This window comes from Paucibacter hankyongi, assembly GCF_037482915.1.
GTDB lineage: Bacteria > Pseudomonadota > Gammaproteobacteria > Burkholderiales > Burkholderiaceae_C > Paucibacter_A > Paucibacter_A hankyongi.
Genome location: NZ_JBBHJX010000006.1, coordinates 219036 through 236220 on the forward strand (window position 1 = coordinate 219036; position 17185 = coordinate 236220).

13 protein-coding genes are annotated in these 17185 nt (G+C 63.3%); 7 read left to right on the forward strand and 6 right to left on the reverse strand.

What is annotated here, in order from left to right; all coding sequences use genetic code 11:
• Positions 1-4: 4 nt before the first annotated feature.
• The 6 genes from WG899_RS11855 to nosZ form a co-directional block, all read right to left on the reverse strand.
• The gene (locus tag WG899_RS11855) at positions 5-553 is read right to left on the reverse strand and encodes a nitrous oxide reductase accessory protein NosL (RefSeq protein WP_339595858.1); all 549 of its coding nucleotides are present in this window, start codon (positions 551-553) and stop codon (positions 5-7) included.
• Positions 550-1362: an ABC transporter permease gene (locus tag WG899_RS11860; RefSeq protein WP_339595859.1), complete on the reverse strand. Its 813-nt coding sequence runs from the start codon at positions 1360-1362 to the stop codon at positions 550-552. The genes WG899_RS11855 and WG899_RS11860 overlap by 4 nt, the downstream gene beginning before the upstream one ends.
• Before the next feature lie 2 nt (positions 1363-1364).
• Positions 1365-2357: an ABC transporter ATP-binding protein gene (locus tag WG899_RS11865; RefSeq protein WP_339595860.1), complete on the reverse strand. Its 993-nt coding sequence runs from the start codon at positions 2355-2357 to the stop codon at positions 1365-1367.
• Positions 2332-3621: a nitrous oxide reductase family maturation protein NosD gene (locus WG899_RS11870; protein ID WP_339595861.1), complete on the reverse strand. Its 1290-nt coding sequence runs from the start codon at positions 3619-3621 to the stop codon at positions 2332-2334. Before WG899_RS11870 ends, WG899_RS11865 begins: the two co-directional genes overlap by 26 nt.
• Entirely contained in the window at positions 3618-6278 is a 2661-nt protein-coding gene (locus WG899_RS11875) for a 4Fe-4S binding protein (RefSeq protein ID WP_339595862.1), read from the reverse strand. The genes WG899_RS11870 and WG899_RS11875 overlap by 4 nt, the downstream gene beginning before the upstream one ends.
• Before the next feature lie 116 nt (positions 6279-6394).
• The gene (gene nosZ, locus WG899_RS11880; RefSeq protein ID WP_339595863.1) at positions 6395-8317 is read right to left on the reverse strand and encodes a TAT-dependent nitrous-oxide reductase; all 1923 of its coding nucleotides are present in this window, start codon (positions 8315-8317) and stop codon (positions 6395-6397) included.
• 226 nt (positions 8318-8543) lie between these two features.
• Between nosZ and WG899_RS11885 the strand changes: the two genes are divergently transcribed.
• The 7 genes from WG899_RS11885 to WG899_RS11915 all read left to right on the forward strand — a co-directional run bounded on the left by WG899_RS11885 (position 8544) and on the right by WG899_RS11915 (position 17160).
• A complete protein-coding gene (locus WG899_RS11885) occupies positions 8544-8960 on the forward strand; it encodes a c-type cytochrome (RefSeq protein WP_339595864.1) in 417 nt (138 codons plus the stop codon).
• 11 nt (positions 8961-8971) lie between these two features.
• A complete protein-coding gene (locus WG899_RS11890; RefSeq protein WP_339595865.1) occupies positions 8972-10063 on the forward strand; it encodes an FAD:protein FMN transferase in 1092 nt (363 codons plus the stop codon).
• A 55-nt stretch (positions 10064-10118) separates the two neighbouring features.
• Complete coding sequence (locus WG899_RS11895; protein ID WP_339595866.1) at positions 10119-10667, forward strand: single-stranded DNA-binding protein; 549 nt, start codon at positions 10119-10121, stop codon at positions 10665-10667.
• 403 nt (positions 10668-11070) lie between these two features.
• Complete coding sequence (locus WG899_RS11900; protein WP_339595867.1) at positions 11071-12495, forward strand: serine hydrolase domain-containing protein; 1425 nt, start codon at positions 11071-11073, stop codon at positions 12493-12495.
• Between the two features lie 106 nt (positions 12496-12601).
• The gene (locus tag WG899_RS11905) at positions 12602-13816 is read left to right on the forward strand and encodes a methyltransferase (protein ID WP_339595868.1); all 1215 of its coding nucleotides are present in this window, start codon (positions 12602-12604) and stop codon (positions 13814-13816) included.
• Positions 13817-13897: 81 nt separating this feature from the next.
• Entirely contained in the window at positions 13898-15058 is a 1161-nt protein-coding gene (locus WG899_RS11910) for a hypothetical protein (protein ID WP_339595869.1), read from the forward strand.
• Between the two features lie 98 nt (positions 15059-15156).
• The gene (locus tag WG899_RS11915; RefSeq protein ID WP_339595870.1) at positions 15157-17160 is read left to right on the forward strand and encodes a tetratricopeptide repeat-containing protein; all 2004 of its coding nucleotides are present in this window, start codon (positions 15157-15159) and stop codon (positions 17158-17160) included.
• The last annotated feature ends 25 nt before the right edge of the window (positions 17161-17185 follow it).

Sequence of the window (17185 nt, forward strand, 5' to 3'; positions counted from 1 at the left end):
CCTTCTACATCTTGCTGTCATGCAGCGCGCCGCCGCTCAGGTCGACCATATCGCGTTTGATCTCGGCATAGCGCAGCAGCTTGCCGCCCCATTTGTCGGCGAAGGCCTTGGCGTCGGCTTCCTGCGCGAAGGCGGCGACCGTTGGTCCCATCGAGCCATGGCGCTTGCTGCCCAGCACATAGATGCCGCTCTTGGCGTCGATCCAGAAGCCGCGTGGCTGCTCCCAGTCGGCGCGGCCCATGTCTTGCACATAGACGGCCTTGATGGCCTTGACCTGCTCGGGTGCCAGCAAGGTGTTGAAGAGCTCGACGGTGTCGCAGAAGAAGGTCGGCGCGGTCTGGCCAGCGTAGTGGATCTGCGCCTTCGGGCCGGGGTAGTCGGCCAGCAGCATGCCGTCCAGATCGCAGGTGCTGCGCGCGTCAATCTCGACCGGCGGCAGCGGCTTGGCTTCGTCCGAACGACCGCAGGCGCCGAGGCCCAGCGAAACCGCCGCGCACAGCAGGGTGACGCGGAGCAGCGAAGGGGAAGAACGGAACAGTTGAGGCAATTTCATTTGAATCTCCAGCGGGCCAGCAGCAGCGGTACGACGATCCAGGCGCCCATCACCAGCGCCATCAGGCCGGGCTTGGCCAGGGCCGGCGGCACGATGCTGGTCAGGCCATAGAGGGTGCGCATATCGTCGAGCGAAAAGATATTGAGGATGCGGAACACATCGGCTGGGTTGAGCAGCAGCAGATAGGCCAAAGCCTCGCCACCGAACTCACCGCTGCTGGCCACCAAGGCGCCGAGCAGCAGCAGGTCAAACACCAGCACGAAGAAGAACCACAAGGCGATGGCCAGGCCCGAGGCCCGGGTGCGCTCGCGGCTGAGCACCGACAAGAGCACCGCCAGGCTCAGAAAGGCCAGGCCCAACAGCGTGCTGCTGAACATAAAGCCTAGGTAATGGAACAGACCGGGCCAGCCAAACTGTTGATACAGCAGCGCCGCCACCAGGGCGAAGCCGCCCAGTGTGGACAGCGTCAAGGCGGCCGCCAGGCCCAGGTATTTGCCCAGCAGCAACTCCAGCTTGGTGATCGGCAGGGCCAAGAGCAGGTCCAGCGAGCCACGTTCGCGTTCGCCGACGATGGCGTCAAAGCCCAGCAGCAGGGCGATCAAGGGGATCAGATAGATCACCAGGCTGACCAGGCTGGCGATGATGAACTCGATCGAGCGCGGGCCGACCTGGCCGCTGCTGGCGCCGCCAAAGTAGGTGATCACCAGCGAGAAGGCGGTGAACACCAGCGCCACCGCCAGCACCCAGCGGTTGCGCATGCGGTCGCGGAATTCCTTGCCGGCGAGGGTGAAGATTTGACTCAGTTCCATGTTCAACGGCCTCCCGCCGCAGCGGTCACCGCCGCGTCTTCATTCGCCGACTGGCCGACGCCGAAGAACACATCTTCCAGCGAACTCTCATGCAGGCTCAGATCCAGCAGGCGCGAGCCCAGGCCTCCGGCCAGGCCCAGCACCGCCATCTTGGCCGCGCGGGGGCAGGTCAGGCTGAGCCCTTGCGGCGTGCTGCGGCAGGCCAGACCATCGAAGCTCAACTGGCTCAGCGCCTGCCGCGCCAGCACCGCGTCGACCTCGCTCAGGCGCAGCTCGATGCGCAGCGGCGCACGCTGTTGTTCGCGCAGCTCTTGAACGGTGCCGAGCGCCTGGATGCGTCCGGCCGCCATGATGGCCAGCCGGTCCACGCGCTCCTGCAATTCGGCCAAGATGTGCGAGGTGATCAACACCGTCACGCCCTTGGTCTTCAAGTCTTGCAACACGCTGTAGAAGTCGCGGATCGCCTGCGGGTCCAGGCCATTGGTCGGCTCGTCCAGAAACAGCACGCGCGGTTCGCCCAGCAACGCTTGCGCAAAGCCGAGCCGTTGCCGCATGCCCTTGGAGTACTCACGCAAGGGGCGCGTACCGGCATGCGCCAGGCCCACCCGCTCGAGCGTTGGCGCGCATTGCTGCAGATCGGCGCCCTTCAGCTTGGCGAAGAAGCGCAGCGTTTCCAGGCCGCTGAGGTTGTCATACAGCACCACGTTCTCGGGCAGATAGCCCAGGCGGCGGCGGGTGGCGCGAAAACCGCTGCCGCGCACCGAACCCCCGTCAATCAGGATCTCACCGCGGCTCAGCGGCGTGAGCCCCAACATCATCTTGAACAAAGTGCTCTTGCCGGCGCCGTTGTGGCCGATCAGGCCGAAGATTTCGCCGGCTTCAACCCGCAGGTCAACGCCGTCCACCGCGTGGATGGCGCCGTAATGCTTGCTGACGCCGCGCACCTCGATGGCTGGCGCAGGGTTGACCTTATTGGCCGGGATAGTGCTTGTCACGCCACTCACTCCATTGCTTGTTGCCGGGCTGCATGCGCGGGGCCGGGTCGACCACGCTGGGCACACGCAGCACCGGAAATTGTTGGCCGACCAGACGCAGCGCCTGCACGGCAGGGCTGGCTAGCAGTAGCTTGACGCTCGGATGACGCCAGCTCAGGCGGTCCACCATGTCATTCGCCTCATAGGGCACATCGCCGACGCCGTCGCCATTGCGGTCCCAGCCGAGGTAATTGCTCCAATGGTTACCAAAGGATTTTTTGTCCTTGCCGCCCCAAACCTCATCGCGTGCACCGACATAGCGCACCTGCTCGCGGTTGGCGATGAAGTCATTGCCCTCGACGACATTGCGGGTCGATCCGGCGGACAGGTGCACGCCGACTTGGTTGTCGACCACCAGATTGCCCTTCAGCGTCGCGTACTCGACGTCGTAGATGAAGAAGCCGCGCGCGTTGCCGGCAATGATGTTGTTCTCTATCACCGAGTCCTGCAGCGTGCGCAGCATGATGCCGTGGTCGCTATTGCCCCAGGTGCGGTTGCCGCGCACCACCTGGTTGCGCACCTCCATCAGGGCCAGGCCGCCGCGGTTGTAGTAGCTCTCGTTGTCCTCCCACAGGTTGTAGTAGGAGTTCATATAGTGGCTGCCGTAGCGGCTGTGGTGCAGCTTGTTGCTCTTGAAGACGGCGTGATGGCTAACGTCCACATAAAGCGCATCGCGGACGAAGCCGATGTTGTTGCCGATGATGCGGGCGCCGTCGGTGTTGTAGAGCTGGATGCCGTTGCCGCGCTGTGAGCTGTTCAGCTCGCGCTTGCCGGTGATGAGGTTGTATTCCACCCGCACCCCATTGGCCTTCTCAATCCACAGGCCAAACAGGTTGTAGGCCAGATCGCAGTGCTGCACCAGCGCCCGGTGCGCTCCGGGGCGGATGTAGATGCCGGCGTTCTGATCCTTCAGGCTGCTGCCGGAGTCGCGCACGATCAGGCCTTCGATAGTCACGTCGGCGGCGGTGACGCGCACGGTATCGCCTGTCAAGGCGCCGCTCAGCGTCGGCCGATCGATGCCGCGCAGCGTCAGCGGCTTGTCGATCAGGAAGTTGCCCACATAGAGGCCGCGTTCGATCTCCAGCACATCGCCGGGTGCGGCGGCGGCAATCGCCTCTTGCAGCGACTGGCCGGGCTTGACCCGCAGCGTGGCGGCCTGCGCGCTGCCCAACCAAGCCAACAGGCTCAGTAGCAACAAGCACACAGGATGCAGATGAACTCTCATGCCAGCATCAGCCCGCTTGCCTTCAGCGCCAGGAATAAGGCGGCGCCGATCAGCAGATTCTTGAAGCCGACATAGCTGAGCATGTCCATCACCGAGGCGCGGCGGTAGTGGCCCTGCCACCAGGGGCCGTCTTTGACGTAGCGCTTGCCCGCCAGGCGGATCAAGACCTCGTAGACACTCCAGCCAAACCACCAGCCAATGATGGCGCTTTGCGACAGGCGCCCGCTGCCGGCCAGCACCCAGGCCAGCGTGGCGGCCAAGGCCAAGGAGAAGCCGGCAATCTGCAAGGCCTTCTGGCTCTTCCAGCTGTCCTTGTGCCAAGGCCAGAGGTGGTCGAACAACTCCGCCCAGATCCATTTCAAACCCTGGGCCTCGGCCTTGTGGGCCGGCGCCACCGGGTCGGTGGGCATGCGCGGGTCCGGCCCCAGGGCCACCTTGTCGCTCATGGCAATGGGCTGAATGGGCTGGATAGGAATGAAATAGCCATCGCGGCTAATCGGGGTGATCAGCAGGCCGTCGCGCTCGCGGCGCTTGCGCTCTTTGGCCAGGGGTGGGCAGCCCTTGGTGTCGGTGTACAAAATCATGCAGTCCAGGCAGTGCAGGCATTCGCGGTGGTCGATGCGGCCGGCCGCATCAATCGCCAGCGAGCCGCAACCGACTGCGCATGCCTTGCAGCTATTGCAGTCCTGCTTGCGCTTCAGACCGAACCAGCGAAAGGTGCTGGGCATGGCCAGCGCCGCGCCGAGAGGGCAGATGTATTTGCAATAGGGCCGCTCGATGAACAGCGACAGGCCCAGCAGCGTGGCAACGAAGAGGCCGTAAGGCCAGGCCCTGTTTGTAATGCCGACCAGGAAGGTGGTCTTGAACGGTTCCACCTCGGCCAGCTTCTCGGCCAGGCCCATCGAGAACATCGAGATCGCCAGCAGGCCAAAGAAGATGGCGTACTTGAGCCATTTCAGCCGGTGGTGCCAGGCGTTAGGCAGATGGCCCTGGAAGCGTTTCAGCCCAATCTTCTCGCCGACCTTGTAGATCGCCTCGGACAGCGAGCCAAACGGGCACATCCAACCGCAGAACAGGCCTCGTCCGAACAAGAAGACGGTGAGGATGATGAAGATCCAGAACAGGAAGATGAAGGGGTCGGACAGGAACAGCGACCAGGTCCACTGGAACAGCAGCGAATGGAACCAGGTCAGCACCTGGGTGATGGAGGGCTGCGCCATTGCGCCAAAGCCGACAAAGGCGATGCTCAAGCCCCAGGCCGTGTACTTGAAGGCATTGACCGGCCATTTGTTTTTGTGGGTGGAAAGACGCGTCAGTTTTTCGCGCAAGGCGTAGACCACGGTCACGCCGAGCAGCAGGGCGATGAAGAGCCCGATCTCGACCGCGCGGGTCTTCCAGACGCGTACCCAAGGGGCGTCGGCCTCCACCACCACCGGGCGGCCGCCCTCCAGCAACTCAGCCGCCAGCCAATACTTGCTGTCGAAGTTGGCAAAGCTGCGCGTACCGGTGGCCCGGTCCACCCGGTTGCCCAGGAAGGCCAGCTGCCAGGGGTAAGCGGCAGAGAAAGACTTCGAGCGAATGATGAAGATGGCCGATTCGTTGAACTCTGGCGCGCCAACCGCCTCCAGGCCGTAGAGATTCAGATAGTCCAGGTCGCGAAAGGTGAAGGAGTCGGCGCCTTGTTTGACCTGCACCCGGTCGTAAATGCCGCCGCGCACAAAACCCGAGCCCTTGAAGGATTCGATGCCGGCCGTGCGGATGATGAAGAAGGCATGTTCACCCTCCTTCATGCGTGAACGCAGATTGGCCCAGTTGCTGGCACCCATCAGGCTGGCGCCGATGGCGGGGTGGTTCAAGTCGCCAAACCAAAGTTCGATAAAAGGCTCGGGGCCGCGCGGCAGCCCCACTTGCTCGGGGCTGACCCGCAGGCGTTGCACGGCGCCGAGCTTGACCAGCTGCGCCCAGTCAAAGCGCCGCTCGGTCTGGGCGTAACGGGCCGGATCGCGCACCGTCGGCGCCAAGATGCCAACCTGCTTGGCCACCGCTTGGCCCGAGGCCATCAAGACCTGGTTCTGGGCGATCACGGTGACGGTGGCGCCGGAGATCGCGTCGACGCCGAGTACGTTCTCGTCCGGGCGGGTCTGGCCGACCTCGATCTTGTCGGCCACCGACTTGCCGAGGTATTGATCATTGAATTTCAGCAGCGCTGATTCGGGGATGCCCAGCAGCAGAATCGGCTCCGAATGCTTGAGCACCTTGATGCCGACGAAGTGACCCCTCAGGTCCATGCCGATCAGGGTCACCACCGGCTTGCCGGAATAGGCCGGCGTGTCGGTGATGTCGGTGGACAGCATCACATAACCGAGCAACTTGTCGGCCTCGCCCAGCGCCTTCACATAGGGCGGCGAGCCCAGCCGCTCGGAAAAGCTCTTGGCACCAGGGAAGACGTCCCTGCAAGGCAGCAGGGCGCACATATCCTTGGCCGTGGCCAGCTCGGCCGGCAAGGCGGCCTCATAGGCGCCATTGCCCGAATGCCCGGCTTGTGCAGTTTGCGTGGCTTGTGCGGCCTGCGCACCCAGGCCCAGCACCAGAAAAAATGCGGCCAACTGGAGAAGTTTCCCCCACTTGGCCGCCAGTCCTTGGCAATGCAATTTCATCTACTTTTCCTGTTCGCCGGACGGGCGCCGGATGGCGCCGTCCGCGAGGTGGCGGCGGGGCTCGAGTCCGCACGCCACCGGGGCCTTCATCTCCGGCCCTTTGCTTGGCCTAGGGCTTAGGCTTCCACGATCATGCGGGTGCGCATTTCAAGGTGTAGCGCATGGCAGAAGTGGGTGCAGTAGCACCAGAACACGCCCGGCTTGTCGGCGATGAAGCTGACCGAGGCGGTTTCCAGCGGGTTGACGATGAAGTTGACGTTGTACTTGGGGATGGCAAAACCGTGCGTCAGATCTTCGATCTTGTCCAAGTTGGTCAAGATCAGCGTGACCTCGTCGCCCTTTTTCAGCTTGAACTCGCGCATGCTGAAAGCCGGGGCTTGGGATGTGATCTTGACGGTCACCTTCTTGCCATTGCGGAACACGCCGGTTTCCTTGGGGTCCTTGATGGCCAGTGGGAAATCATCGAGGTTGTAGACCTGCTTGGGCTTCAGCAGATCACGCTTGAAGATGATGAAGTCATGCGGTTCGCCGCGCACCGGGTGGTCGGCCATCAGCACCATCTTGTCGCCGGAGATGTCGATCAGCTGCTCGTTCTCGGGGTGCAGCGGGCCGACCGGCAGGAAACGATCCTTCGAGAACTTGCAGCCGACGGCCAGGTACTTGCCGTCCGCGGCCTTGGTTTCCGACTGCGAGGCGTTCAAGTGGCCCGGCTGGTACTGCACGTCGATGCGGTCGACCACGTACTTGGCGCTCTTGTCGCCGCCGTGGAACTTGATAGCGGCTTCAACATTCCACTTCACCACCTGGCTATCCAGGAACAGCGTGGTGTAGGCATTGCCGCGGCCGTCGAAGGCGGTGTGCAAGGGGCCCAGGCCCAGCTCAACCTCGGCGACGATGGCCTTGTCGGCGGCGTCCAGCTTGCCGTCAAAGTAATCAAGCACCTTGGTGAGTTCGATCACGGTGCCGGTGGGCGAGAGCTTGCCGGCGCAGATGAAGTACTTGCCGTCCGGGCTGGCGTTGACGCCGTGCGGGTTTTTAGGCACCGAGACATAGGCGGTCAGCGCGGTCTTGGCGTCCTTGTTGGCCTCGCGGGTGCCGTCCACCACAGGCACCTTGGAGTCGCCATAGGTCTTGAACTTGCCGGCCTTGACGGCCTCTTCGATGCGGGCGATGTTGAAGAACAGGCAGGCGTCGCGCTCGGCGGACATCATGTCCTCGTAGTGCACGCCCATCTCGGTGTTGTACTGGTTGGTGGCCGCCAGCTTGCCGTCATACGAGGTGGCGGTCAGGTCGCAGTTGCCGTCGATCAGTACCTGCCAGCGCACGTCCATGCTCTCGGCGTCCACGCAGGTAAACAGCGAGCGGTACTTCGTGCCATCTTCAATGCCGGCGTTTGGCAGCGGGATCGAGAACTCGGCGCCGCAGAAGACGCGGGTGGTGTAGTTGATCTTCGGATCGACCGGGTCGGCCTTGTCCGGGAAGATGCCGTGGAAGCCCTGCACATTGGGCAACTCAGTGATCTTGTCGCAAACGAAGTAGTCTAGGCGGATGCGGGCGATGCGGCTGTTGATCTTGTCGTTGACCCAGGCGTAGCGACCGTCGTAGTTGCCGTCCTTGTAGGAGGCGTGCACGTGGTGGGTGTCGGCCACGCTGTAGCGCAGCGAGCCGTCGGCCTTGGTGCCCATCACCTTCTTCGACTCATTGGTGTGGCCCCAGCCCACCAGCGCGTCCGGGTTGAAGCAGGGGATGCGGGTGATTTCGCGGCCGGAAGGCAGGCCCAGCACGCGCACGTCGCCGGTGTGGCCGCCGCTCCAGAGGCCGTAATAGGTGTCCAACTCACCCGGCTTCAGGTGGGTGGCGTTGGCTGCGCCGCCGCTGTGGGCGGTCGGGGCTGCGCCGGAGGCGGCCGGCGCTGCGGCGTTGGTGGCGGCCTTGTCGGTGCAGGCCACCAAGCCTGCCACGCCGGCCACGGCGGCGCTGTTGAGGAAGCGGCGGCGGCCCATGCCGCTATTGCCTGCGTTGGAATTGTCTGAAGCCATGGTGGGTCCTCGGTTGTGGCCGGGGCTTCTACAGCGAAGACGACCGGCGCTTGACATTGATTTTTGTTCGACCGAATCGTTCCTCAGTGGCGCTTTATTGGCCTTGAACTGGTTCAAGAAATTCAAATATGCGACGGTGGGCCTGAAATAAACCTGACAGGCGCTTTACTCCAGAGTGCGGATTCATAGAATTCATTTCCATATCCCCTTTCGGAGGCGCTTGGCCATGCATAAGAAGTTTGTTTTAGGTTTGTCGGTTTTCGGTTTTTTGGCCCTGGCCGCCTGTGGCCAGAAGGACGCGGCGGCGCCGGCTTCGACCCCTGCCGCGACCTCGGCCACGGCGCCCGCTGCGCCCGCCTCGGCAGCGCCGGTCGTCGCCGCCGCCGAGAACGAAGTCGGCAAGGGCGTCTTCGGCAAGACCTGCGCCATGTGCCACGCCGCCGGTGTGGCCGGCGCGCCCAAGCCGGGCGACAAGGCCGACTGGGGCCCGCGTATCGCCCAGGGCAAGGACACCTTGTACAAACATGCGATCGAAGGCTTTACCGGCGCCAAGGGCATGATGCCGGCGCGTGGTGGTGGCTCGACGCTGAGCGACGACGAGGTCAAGGCTGCTGTTGATTTCATGGTGGCCAAGTCCGAGTAAAGAACGAAGCCATGAGCGATAAAGCAGAAGCCAGCACTAACTTGCTTGGGGTTTCCGGCAGGCGTCGGGTGCTCGCTCTGGCCCTGCCGCTGCTGGGGCTGCCGGCCTGGGCCGCTGCCTTGCCGAGTTCCGCGCGGACGGCCGGGCCGGCCTCGCTGCGGCAGTCGCGCCCCTTGATGGGGACGCAGGTCGACATTGCGGTGGAGGCGAACGCGCAGTCGCAGGTCGCGGCCACTGAGTTGGCCCCGGCGCTAGAGCGCGCCTATGCCGAGATGGCGCGTCAGGTCGACATGATGAGTCGCTACCGCGCTGACAGCGTCGTCAGCGCGCTCAAGCTGGCCGCCGGCGTGCAGCCGGTGCAGGTGCCGCCCGAGATGATGAAGATACTGCTCGACGCCCAGCAATTGGCTCGGCGCAGCAATGGCGTCTTCGATATTACGGTGGGCGCGCTCAAGGCTTGGCATTTTGACCAGGGTCAAAGTCAAATACCGCCGGCCGAGTTAATTGAGCGTCAACTTCAATGGGTTAATTACCGCGAACTGATATTGAATCCATCGGCCGGCACGGCATATTTGAAACGGCGCGGTATGGCGATTGACCTGGGTGGTATTGCCAAATTACCGATACTCGAGGCTGGTTTGAATTCACTGCGCGCCGAGGGTTTTGAAAACATCATGGTGAATGGCGGCGGCGATGTGCTTTACAGCGGCCGCTGGCAGGGCAGACCCTGGCGCATCGGGCTGCGCGACCCGCGCGCGCCGCAGCAACTGCTTGGCGTGTTGAAGCTGGAGGGCCGCGGCCTGCTGGCCTCCAGCGGCGACTACGAGCGCTGTTTTGTGCAAAACGGCGTGCGCCAGCACCACATCCTCAATCCGCGCAGCGGGCGGCCAAGCCAAGGCCTGCGAGGCCTGAGCCTGCTGGCCACCGGCGAAGCCTCTGTGGCGGCCGTCAATGGCCTGGGTGCGGCCTTCATGGTCGGCGGATTGGCGGCCGGGCGCCGCCATATCGAGGCCGCGCCAGGCCTGGAGGCCTTGATGGTCGATACACGCCATGGCGTCTGGACTTCGGCGGGCATGGGGCAAGCCCTCGGACCGCTGGCCTGAGCGGTGGCGGCATAATCCCGGGTCGAATCAGTCAGCAGCGGAAAGCTCCACCATCATGGCCTCGGTCAATAAAGTCATTCTCATCGGCAACCTGGGGCGCGACCCCGAGCTGCGCTACAACCCCAGCGGCGTGGCGTTCTGCACACTCAGCCTGGCCACCACCCGCAGCTGGAAGAACCGCGAGTCGGGCGAGAAGCAGGAAGAGACCGAATGGCACCGCGTCGTCTTCAACGACAAGCTGGCCGAGATCGTCGGTCAATATTGCAAGAAGGGCCGCCCGCTCTATGTCGAAGGCCGCCTGCGCACTCGCAAGTGGACCGACAAGGAAGGCAAGGAGGTCTACACGACCGAAATCATCGCCACCGAAATGCAGCTGCTCGGCGGCCGCGATAGCGGTGATGAAGGCGGCGGTGGCGGCTACGGCGGTGGCCGTGGTGAAGCCCGTGGCGGTGGCGGCTATGGCGGTGGTGACGATGAGTACAGCGCCCCAGCCCGCGCGCCTGCCGCTCGCCCGGCTGCAGCCCGTCCGCCAGCCCCTCGCCCGGCCCCCGCGCCCAAGTCGGCGACCGGTTTTGACGATATGGATGACGACATCCCTTTTTAAATTGATCGTCCCTTCGGAGGACGATATGGATGACGACATCCCGTTCTAAGACACACCTTGTAGGAACGTAAACAAAAGCCCCGTAGCCTCAGCGCTACGGGGCTTTTTTCTTGTTTACATCACTTTCCTTGTTCTGTGTGGGTCATCCAGCAGCTCAAGGACGAGCTGCTTGCCATCGGGGCGCAAGGGGGCGATGCGGTGGCTTTGCGTGGTCCCGCCTCAGGAACAGACCGACTGACCCATGGTTTATGCATCCGGTCGGATTGCGCTTCAAGGCAGGCGGTTTGGCCGGAAGAATGAAGCTTCATGTCGGGCAGGGCGCATGGTTCGTCCTTGTCAGACCGTCTTCTTGGTGCAGCTCGTGGCTTCGGTTTGCGGCGCAAAATCAGATGAATACCCACAAATGAAAAGCATCTCCAAACCCGCTCTCTCCCGCTTGCCATCGGCCATCCTGGCCTTGTCCCTGATGGGGTTCTTTGCCGCAAGCACCGCCGAGGCCGCGCAAACGACGGCGGCAAGCGCCGTTGCTGAAGACAGTTTCGATGCAGCGCTGGCGCCGTATTTCAACGCCAATCTTCCCGGCGTCTCGGTGATCATGACGCGCGCCGGCAAGACCATCTTTCGCAAGTCTTATGGTCTGGCCGATCTCGAAGCGAAGACCGCCTTGCGCCCCGACATGATGTTTCGGGTCGGTTCGGTCTCCAAGCAATTCACTTCGACGGCGATCTTTCAATTGATCGAAGCGGGCAAGTTGAAGCTCGATGACGATATCAATGCCCTGCTTCCCGAACTGCCAAGCCAGGGCGCGAAGATCACGCTTGAACAAGTGCTCAGCCACACCTCGGGGCTGAAGGATTACGTCCGCTCACCCAAATTTGCCGAGACTGCCGGCAAGCCGATCACGCGGCAACAGATCTTCGAGCTTTTCAAAGATGATGGCTTGGCATTCCCGCCGGGTCAGGGCTTCGCTTACAGCAACACCGGCTACTTCCTGTTGGGCTTGATCATCGAGAAGACCTCCGGCATGAGTTACGCGGACTACCTCGCCAAAAACATCTTTGAGCCCTTGAAGATGACGCACACGGCTTACGAAGGGCGCGAGCGCGACGCTCAGCGTCGGGTTGAAGGCTATATGGGCCAAGGTGAGAAGGTTCAGAAGGCTGACCCCATCAACATCGACATCGTCTATGCCGCAGGCGGACTGGTGTCCACGGTGGATGATTTGGCCACCTGGGACCAGGCCATTGTTGGCGGCAAATTGTTGAAGCCCAGTTCCTGGGAACTTGCAATGCAGCCGCACAAAATTCATGGCACTCAAAATGAAGGTTATGGCTATGGCTGGAATAACTATCGGATTCGTGGTGCTCGTGCGATTGGGCATGACGGCATCATCCCCGGCTTCAATGCCTTTGCCGTGAGGATTCCTGAACATCAGCTGTACGTGGCGGTGCTTGGCAACAACGGTTTTGCAGCGCCGAACTCCGCCTACTTGGCGGAGAAGATTGCGGCCATTGCCATGGGCAAGCCCTATCCCGAGTACAAAGCCATTCAGTTGGATACGGACAGCTTGGAGAAGTTTGTCGGGGTTTACAAGATCAATGACAAGGAAGATCGCTCGATCAGCCGTGAAGGCAATCGTCTCTTCATGCAGCGCAGCGGGCGCGGCAAGTTTGAAGTCTTGCCCTGTGGCCCGGCGGAGTTCTTCATCAAGGACAGCCCCAGCCGTGTGCATCTTCGCTTCGTGGCCGATGCGGCAGGTGTGTTTGAGCAATTGATCGTCACGCAGAACGATCAGCCCAGCGCTGAAAGCCGAAAAGCAGGGCGCTAAGCGTTGAGGCCGGTCGTTGGCCTTAAGTGCTGCCGCGTCGATATGGCTGTCAAGGTCGAAGTCGAGGCCTTGAGTCCGTCTTGCGCGTTGTGCCCGAGAATGCGGGATGAATGAATCCTCAAGCCTCGGCGCCGGCACCCATCCTGTCTTGCATTGGCTCGACGCCGACGATTGCCTCCAGCAGGCGCGTTGGTGCTCCTTGGCTGACAGCCCGCCGCCGCAGCGGGTGCAGATGGTGGACGATGGCCTGAGCGCCGACACCGCGTTTCGGCTCGCCAGCGAGGGTGTGGGCCTGCTCTGGTGTGGCGACTATCAAAACGCCCGGCTGATGATGCAGGCCTTGGTGCGGCGATTGGATGCACAAGCGCGGCGTCAATCGAGCAAGAAGCCCAAACCTAAGGCGGACTCGTCCAGTCCGCAAAGCATGCGCGCCGCCTTTGTGCAGCAGCGCAAGACGCAGGCGCAGCGGGCGCGGGTGCTGGGCTTGTTGTTGCTGCCTTTTGATGCCGACCACAGCGTGCCGCTGCCGCGTGCGGCCGATGTGCGTGAGGCGGGCGCGCAGGCGCGCGGCGCCATCGGGGAGCACTATGTGGCTTCGCTGCGCGAGTTGCAGGGCTTGATCGGCGCGCATCAGTGGCGCAAGAAGGGCGTCTACATCCCGGCCTTGAAGGCCGCGATTTCGCCGCACTACGGCGTGTTTTCGCCGGTGCGCGGTGAGTATGTCGATCTGGTGGCAGACACCGCTTTGCCGGCCAGTTTGAAAAGCAGCGGCAAGGCCGGCGTGGCTTTTGACATCGGCACCGGCAGCGGCGTGCTGGCCGCAGTTTTGGCGCAACGCGGGGTGCGCCAGGTTGTGGGTACCGATCAGCAAGACCGCGCCCTGGCTTGCGCCAGCGACAACCTGGCCTTGCTCAAGCTCAGCTCGCGGGTGCAGCTGCTGAGTGTTGATTTGTTCCCCGAGGGCTTGGCGCAGCTGATTGTCTGCAACCCGCCCTGGCTGCCTTGGCCGGCCGAGTCATCGCTGGAACATGCGGTGTATGACCCCGACAGCCGCATGCTGCGCGGTTTCTTGAGCGGCTTGGCTGCACATCTGTCGCCGGGCGGCGAGGGCTGGTTGATTCTGTCGGACCTGGCCGAGCATCTGGACTTGCGCAGCCGCGAAGAGCTGCTGGGCTGGATCCATGAAGCCGGTTTGCAAGTGCTGGGCCGCAGCGACGCCAAGCCTCAGCATGCCCGTGCCAGCGATGCAAGCGACCCGCTGTTCGCGGCGCGCTCGGCCGAGCTGACTTCGCTGTGGCGACTGGGGGCCGTGGCCGCCTGAGGCGCCATCAAAGCCGACCATAATCTGCCAACACAGCGGTGCTGGGCCTGAGCTTCATGCCGGCAAGAATCGCTGATGCCTATGAGCCAAGCCTGGGAGGCGCAGATGCCTGTCGACAAGATTCGCGTGATGATTTCAAGCCGTTGCAAGGACTACAAAGGTCCGGACGGCAAGCTCTTCAAACTCGCCAAGCTGCGCCAGGACTTGAAGCGCGAGATCGAGGCGACGCAGCTCTTCGGCGAGCCCATCTTCGAGTGCTTCATCAACGAAGAGGAGCCCGCCAAATCGGCCGCCCTGGATTTGTGGGACGTTTGTTTGAAGGAAGCCCGCCGAGCGCAGATCGTGATTGCGCTCTACAACGGCTCGGCCGGTTGGTCCAAAGGCCCTGCCGATGTAGGCATCTGTCATGCGGAGCTGATGGCGGGATTGCAGTCCGGCCGCGAGCGCACCCGGGTCATCCAGCTGCCGCTGAGTTCGGCCAAGAGCACTCGGCGCGATGAGCGCTTTGCGGAGTTGCTGAGCCAAGAGGCCTTGTTCAGCGGCGCACCGGTTGAGACCGAGGACCAGGCCTTGGCGCTGGCGCGGCAGAGCCTGGGCCAAGCGGTGGCCGCCTTGGTGCGCGGCGGTAGCGCCGTCTTGAGCAAGGACAGCTATGCGCTCGGTGAGGCTCTGGCCTGGAGCCGCTTGTCCTTCTCGGGCCGCAAGGCCGCCATGGAGGCCAGCTGCAGCGCGGCGCTCTTGGACCGAACGGCGGCACGGCCCGTGGTGGATAGGCCGACTCAAGTCTTGCTGCGCGAAGAAGACGCGGCGGACCTGCTGATCTGCGTGCATGCCATTCCCGCCGCCACCTCCAACGCAGCGGCGCGCGAGATGGTCGGCCGGCCTTTTCTTTCCGACCATCTGCAGCTGCCCTCGGCCGAGGCCTTGCCGGAGGCGGCCGGTCCGGTGCATCTGATCGCCTGCCACCGCACCGCCACCGAGAAGCAGGCCACCGATCTGTTGGGCTTCCCGGATGCCACCGTGGTGTCCACCGGTTTTGGCGTTTATGTGGCCGACCCGGTGCAGCGCATCCAGCTGGTGCTCTTGGCCAATTGCCGGGATGACAGCAGCACCCGTTACGCGGTGCAGCGATTTTTTGACTGGCTGGACCGCTCCGGCCAACGCGAGTTGCTGCTTCAACATGCGCAGGCGCGCGCGAGGATTGTGCGCAGCATCCAGGCGGAGACCGCCAGCGCACCCTAACTTGAAGAGGCTCCGGCCTTGACGCTTACACGCGCCGCCAACTACGCTGGCGCACCCTTCTTCAATGACGCGCTAGCCGCCCGGAGACGCCGCCCGCCATGAGCATTCGCCCGCATGCCTTTGTCGCCATGCCCTTCGGCAGCAAGCCGGGCCCGGACGGACAGCTGATCGACTTCAATCGCGTCTACACGGAATACATCGCGCCGGCCATTGAAGCGGCCGGCCTGAGCGCCTTTCGGGCCGACCAAGAGCAGCATGCCGGTGATATTCGCAGCGATATGTTTCAGGAGCTGCTGATCGCCGACCTGGTGGTGGCCGACCTCAGCATCGACAACCCCAATGTCTGGTACGAGCTGGGCGTGCGCCATGCCCTGCGGGCTCGCGGTGTGGTGCTGGTGATGGGCGGGCGGTCCACCACGGCTTTTGATGTTTATACCGATCGCAAGCTGCGTTATGGCCTGAAGGACGGCGCACCCGACCCGGCCACGCTGGCCGGCGATATCGTCAAGCTCAGCCAGATGATTCAGGCGACGATGCAGTCTTGGACCGGCCGCAAGATCAGCCCCGTTTATTCCCTGCTGCCCTATTTGCAAGAGCCGGATTGGAAGTCGGTGCGTGTGGCCTGTGCGCAGGAGTTTTGGGTCCAGCATGAGGAATGGGAAGGGCGCATCGACCTGGCGCGCAAGCAGGGCCTGATCGGCGACTTGTTGGTGCTGGCCGATGAAGCGCCGGTGGCGGCCTTTCGCGCTGAGGCCTGGATCAAGGCTGGCATCGCCCTGCGCAAGGCCGAACGCTTTCGCTTTGCGCTGGAGCAGCTGGAGTTGGGCCTGGCCATCGAGCCCAAGAACTTGGCCGGCCTGCGCGAGAAGGGCATATGCCTGCAGCGCCTGGCCCAAGCTCAGCATGAAGGGCATTCCCTGGCACAGGCTCGGGCTCATTACCAAACGGTGTTGAAGGACTTCCCGGCAGATGCCGAAACCCTGGCCTTGCTGGGCCGGGTCGACAAAGACGCCTGGACCGAGAGTTGGCTGCGGGCCGAGTTGACGCCCGAGCAAAGGCGCGAGGAGGCCGGCGAGCAGGCCGCCTTGCTGCGCGCAGCGATTGACAGTTATGCCCAGGCCTATCGGCGCCATCCAGGGCATTACTTCTCCGGCATCAATGCCCTGAGCTTGATGCATTTGCATGAGCATTTGTGCGCCGACCAGCGCTACGCCGCTCAACTGCCCGCCCTGCAAGGTGCGGTGCAGTTCGCAGCTTCAAACGAGCCCGTAGCGGCACAGGCTTTTTGGGCGCAGGTCACCTTGGCGGACGTGGAGTTGCTGCAGGGCAGTTCGGTGGAGCGGGTGCGGGCCGCCTACCGCGAGGCGGTGGCCAAAGCTGATGGTGATGGCTTTGCGCTCAAGTCCAGCCGGGCGCAGCTGCAGCTGTTGGCCGAATTGGGTTTCAGGCCCGAGCCGGTGGCGGCGGCCCTGGCTGTGTTCGACAAGGCCTTGGCCAAGCTGCAAGCGCCCGCCGGGCCTTGGCAGCCGCGCAAGGTGATTCTGTTCAGTGGCCATATGGTGGACGAGCCCGGCCGAGTGGAGCCGCGCTTTCCGGCCGACAAGCAGGCTGTGGTGGCGCAGGCGATTGCAGCATCCCTGGATGAGATGGGCGCCGGCCCCGAGGATCTGGCGCTCTGCCAAGCCTCGGCGGGCAGTGACCTTTTGTTCTTGCAAGCGGCGCAGGCGCGCGGCCTGCGCTGCCAGATCCTCTTGCCTTTTGGCGAGGCGGAGTTCATTCAGCGTTCCATCGATTCGCGCAGCAGCAACAGCGCCGCTTGGCGAGACCTCTACTACCAAGTGGTGCAGGGCTTGCGGCCGGACCGGCCTTTGCGATTGATGCCGGATGCGCTAGGCCCCTTGCCCAAGGGCGTCAACGCCTATGAGCGCTGCAATCTCTGGCTGCTGTATTCGGCCATGTCCTGGGGCTTGGCCAAGCTGAACCTGCTGACCTTTTGGAATGGCGGCGGCGGTGATGGCCCCGGCGGCACCGCGCATATGGTGCAAGAGGTGCGGCGCCACACCGGGCGGGTCAGCTGGATTGATCCGCGCAAGCTGTGGTGAGTCAAGAATTGTCTAACCCGTGAGG

Bases quoted from the DNA above. Each gene is read 5' to 3' on its own strand.
- WG899_RS11860 (WP_339595859.1), bottom strand. From the start codon at position 1,362: ATGGAACTGAGTCAAATCTTCACCCTCGCCGGCAAGGAATTCCGCGAC.
- WG899_RS11915 (WP_339595870.1), top strand. From the start codon at position 15,157: ATGAGCATTCGCCCGCATGCCTTTGTCGCCATGCCCTTCGGCAGCAAG.
- WG899_RS11870 (WP_339595861.1), bottom strand. From the start codon at position 3,621: ATGAGAGTTCATCTGCATCCTGTGTGCTTGTTGCTACTGAGCCTGTTG.
- nosZ (WP_339595863.1), bottom strand. From the start codon at position 8,317: ATGGCTTCAGACAATTCCAACGCAGGCAATAGCGGCATGGGCCGCCGC.
- WG899_RS11855 (WP_339595858.1), bottom strand. From the start codon at position 553: ATGAAATTGCCTCAACTGTTCCGTTCTTCCCCTTCGCTGCTCCGCGTC.
- WG899_RS11890 (WP_339595865.1), top strand. From the start codon at position 8,972: ATGAGCGATAAAGCAGAAGCCAGCACTAACTTGCTTGGGGTTTCCGGC.
- WG899_RS11900 (WP_339595867.1), top strand. From the start codon at position 11,071: ATGAAAAGCATCTCCAAACCCGCTCTCTCCCGCTTGCCATCGGCCATC.
- WG899_RS11895 (WP_339595866.1), top strand. From the start codon at position 10,119: ATGGCCTCGGTCAATAAAGTCATTCTCATCGGCAACCTGGGGCGCGAC.
- WG899_RS11910 (WP_339595869.1), top strand. From the start codon at position 13,898: ATGAGCCAAGCCTGGGAGGCGCAGATGCCTGTCGACAAGATTCGCGTG.
- WG899_RS11905 (WP_339595868.1), top strand. From the start codon at position 12,602: ATGAATGAATCCTCAAGCCTCGGCGCCGGCACCCATCCTGTCTTGCAT.
- WG899_RS11885 (WP_339595864.1), top strand. From the start codon at position 8,544: ATGCATAAGAAGTTTGTTTTAGGTTTGTCGGTTTTCGGTTTTTTGGCC.
- WG899_RS11875 (WP_339595862.1), bottom strand. From the start codon at position 6,278: ATGAAATTGCATTGCCAAGGACTGGCGGCCAAGTGGGGGAAACTTCTC.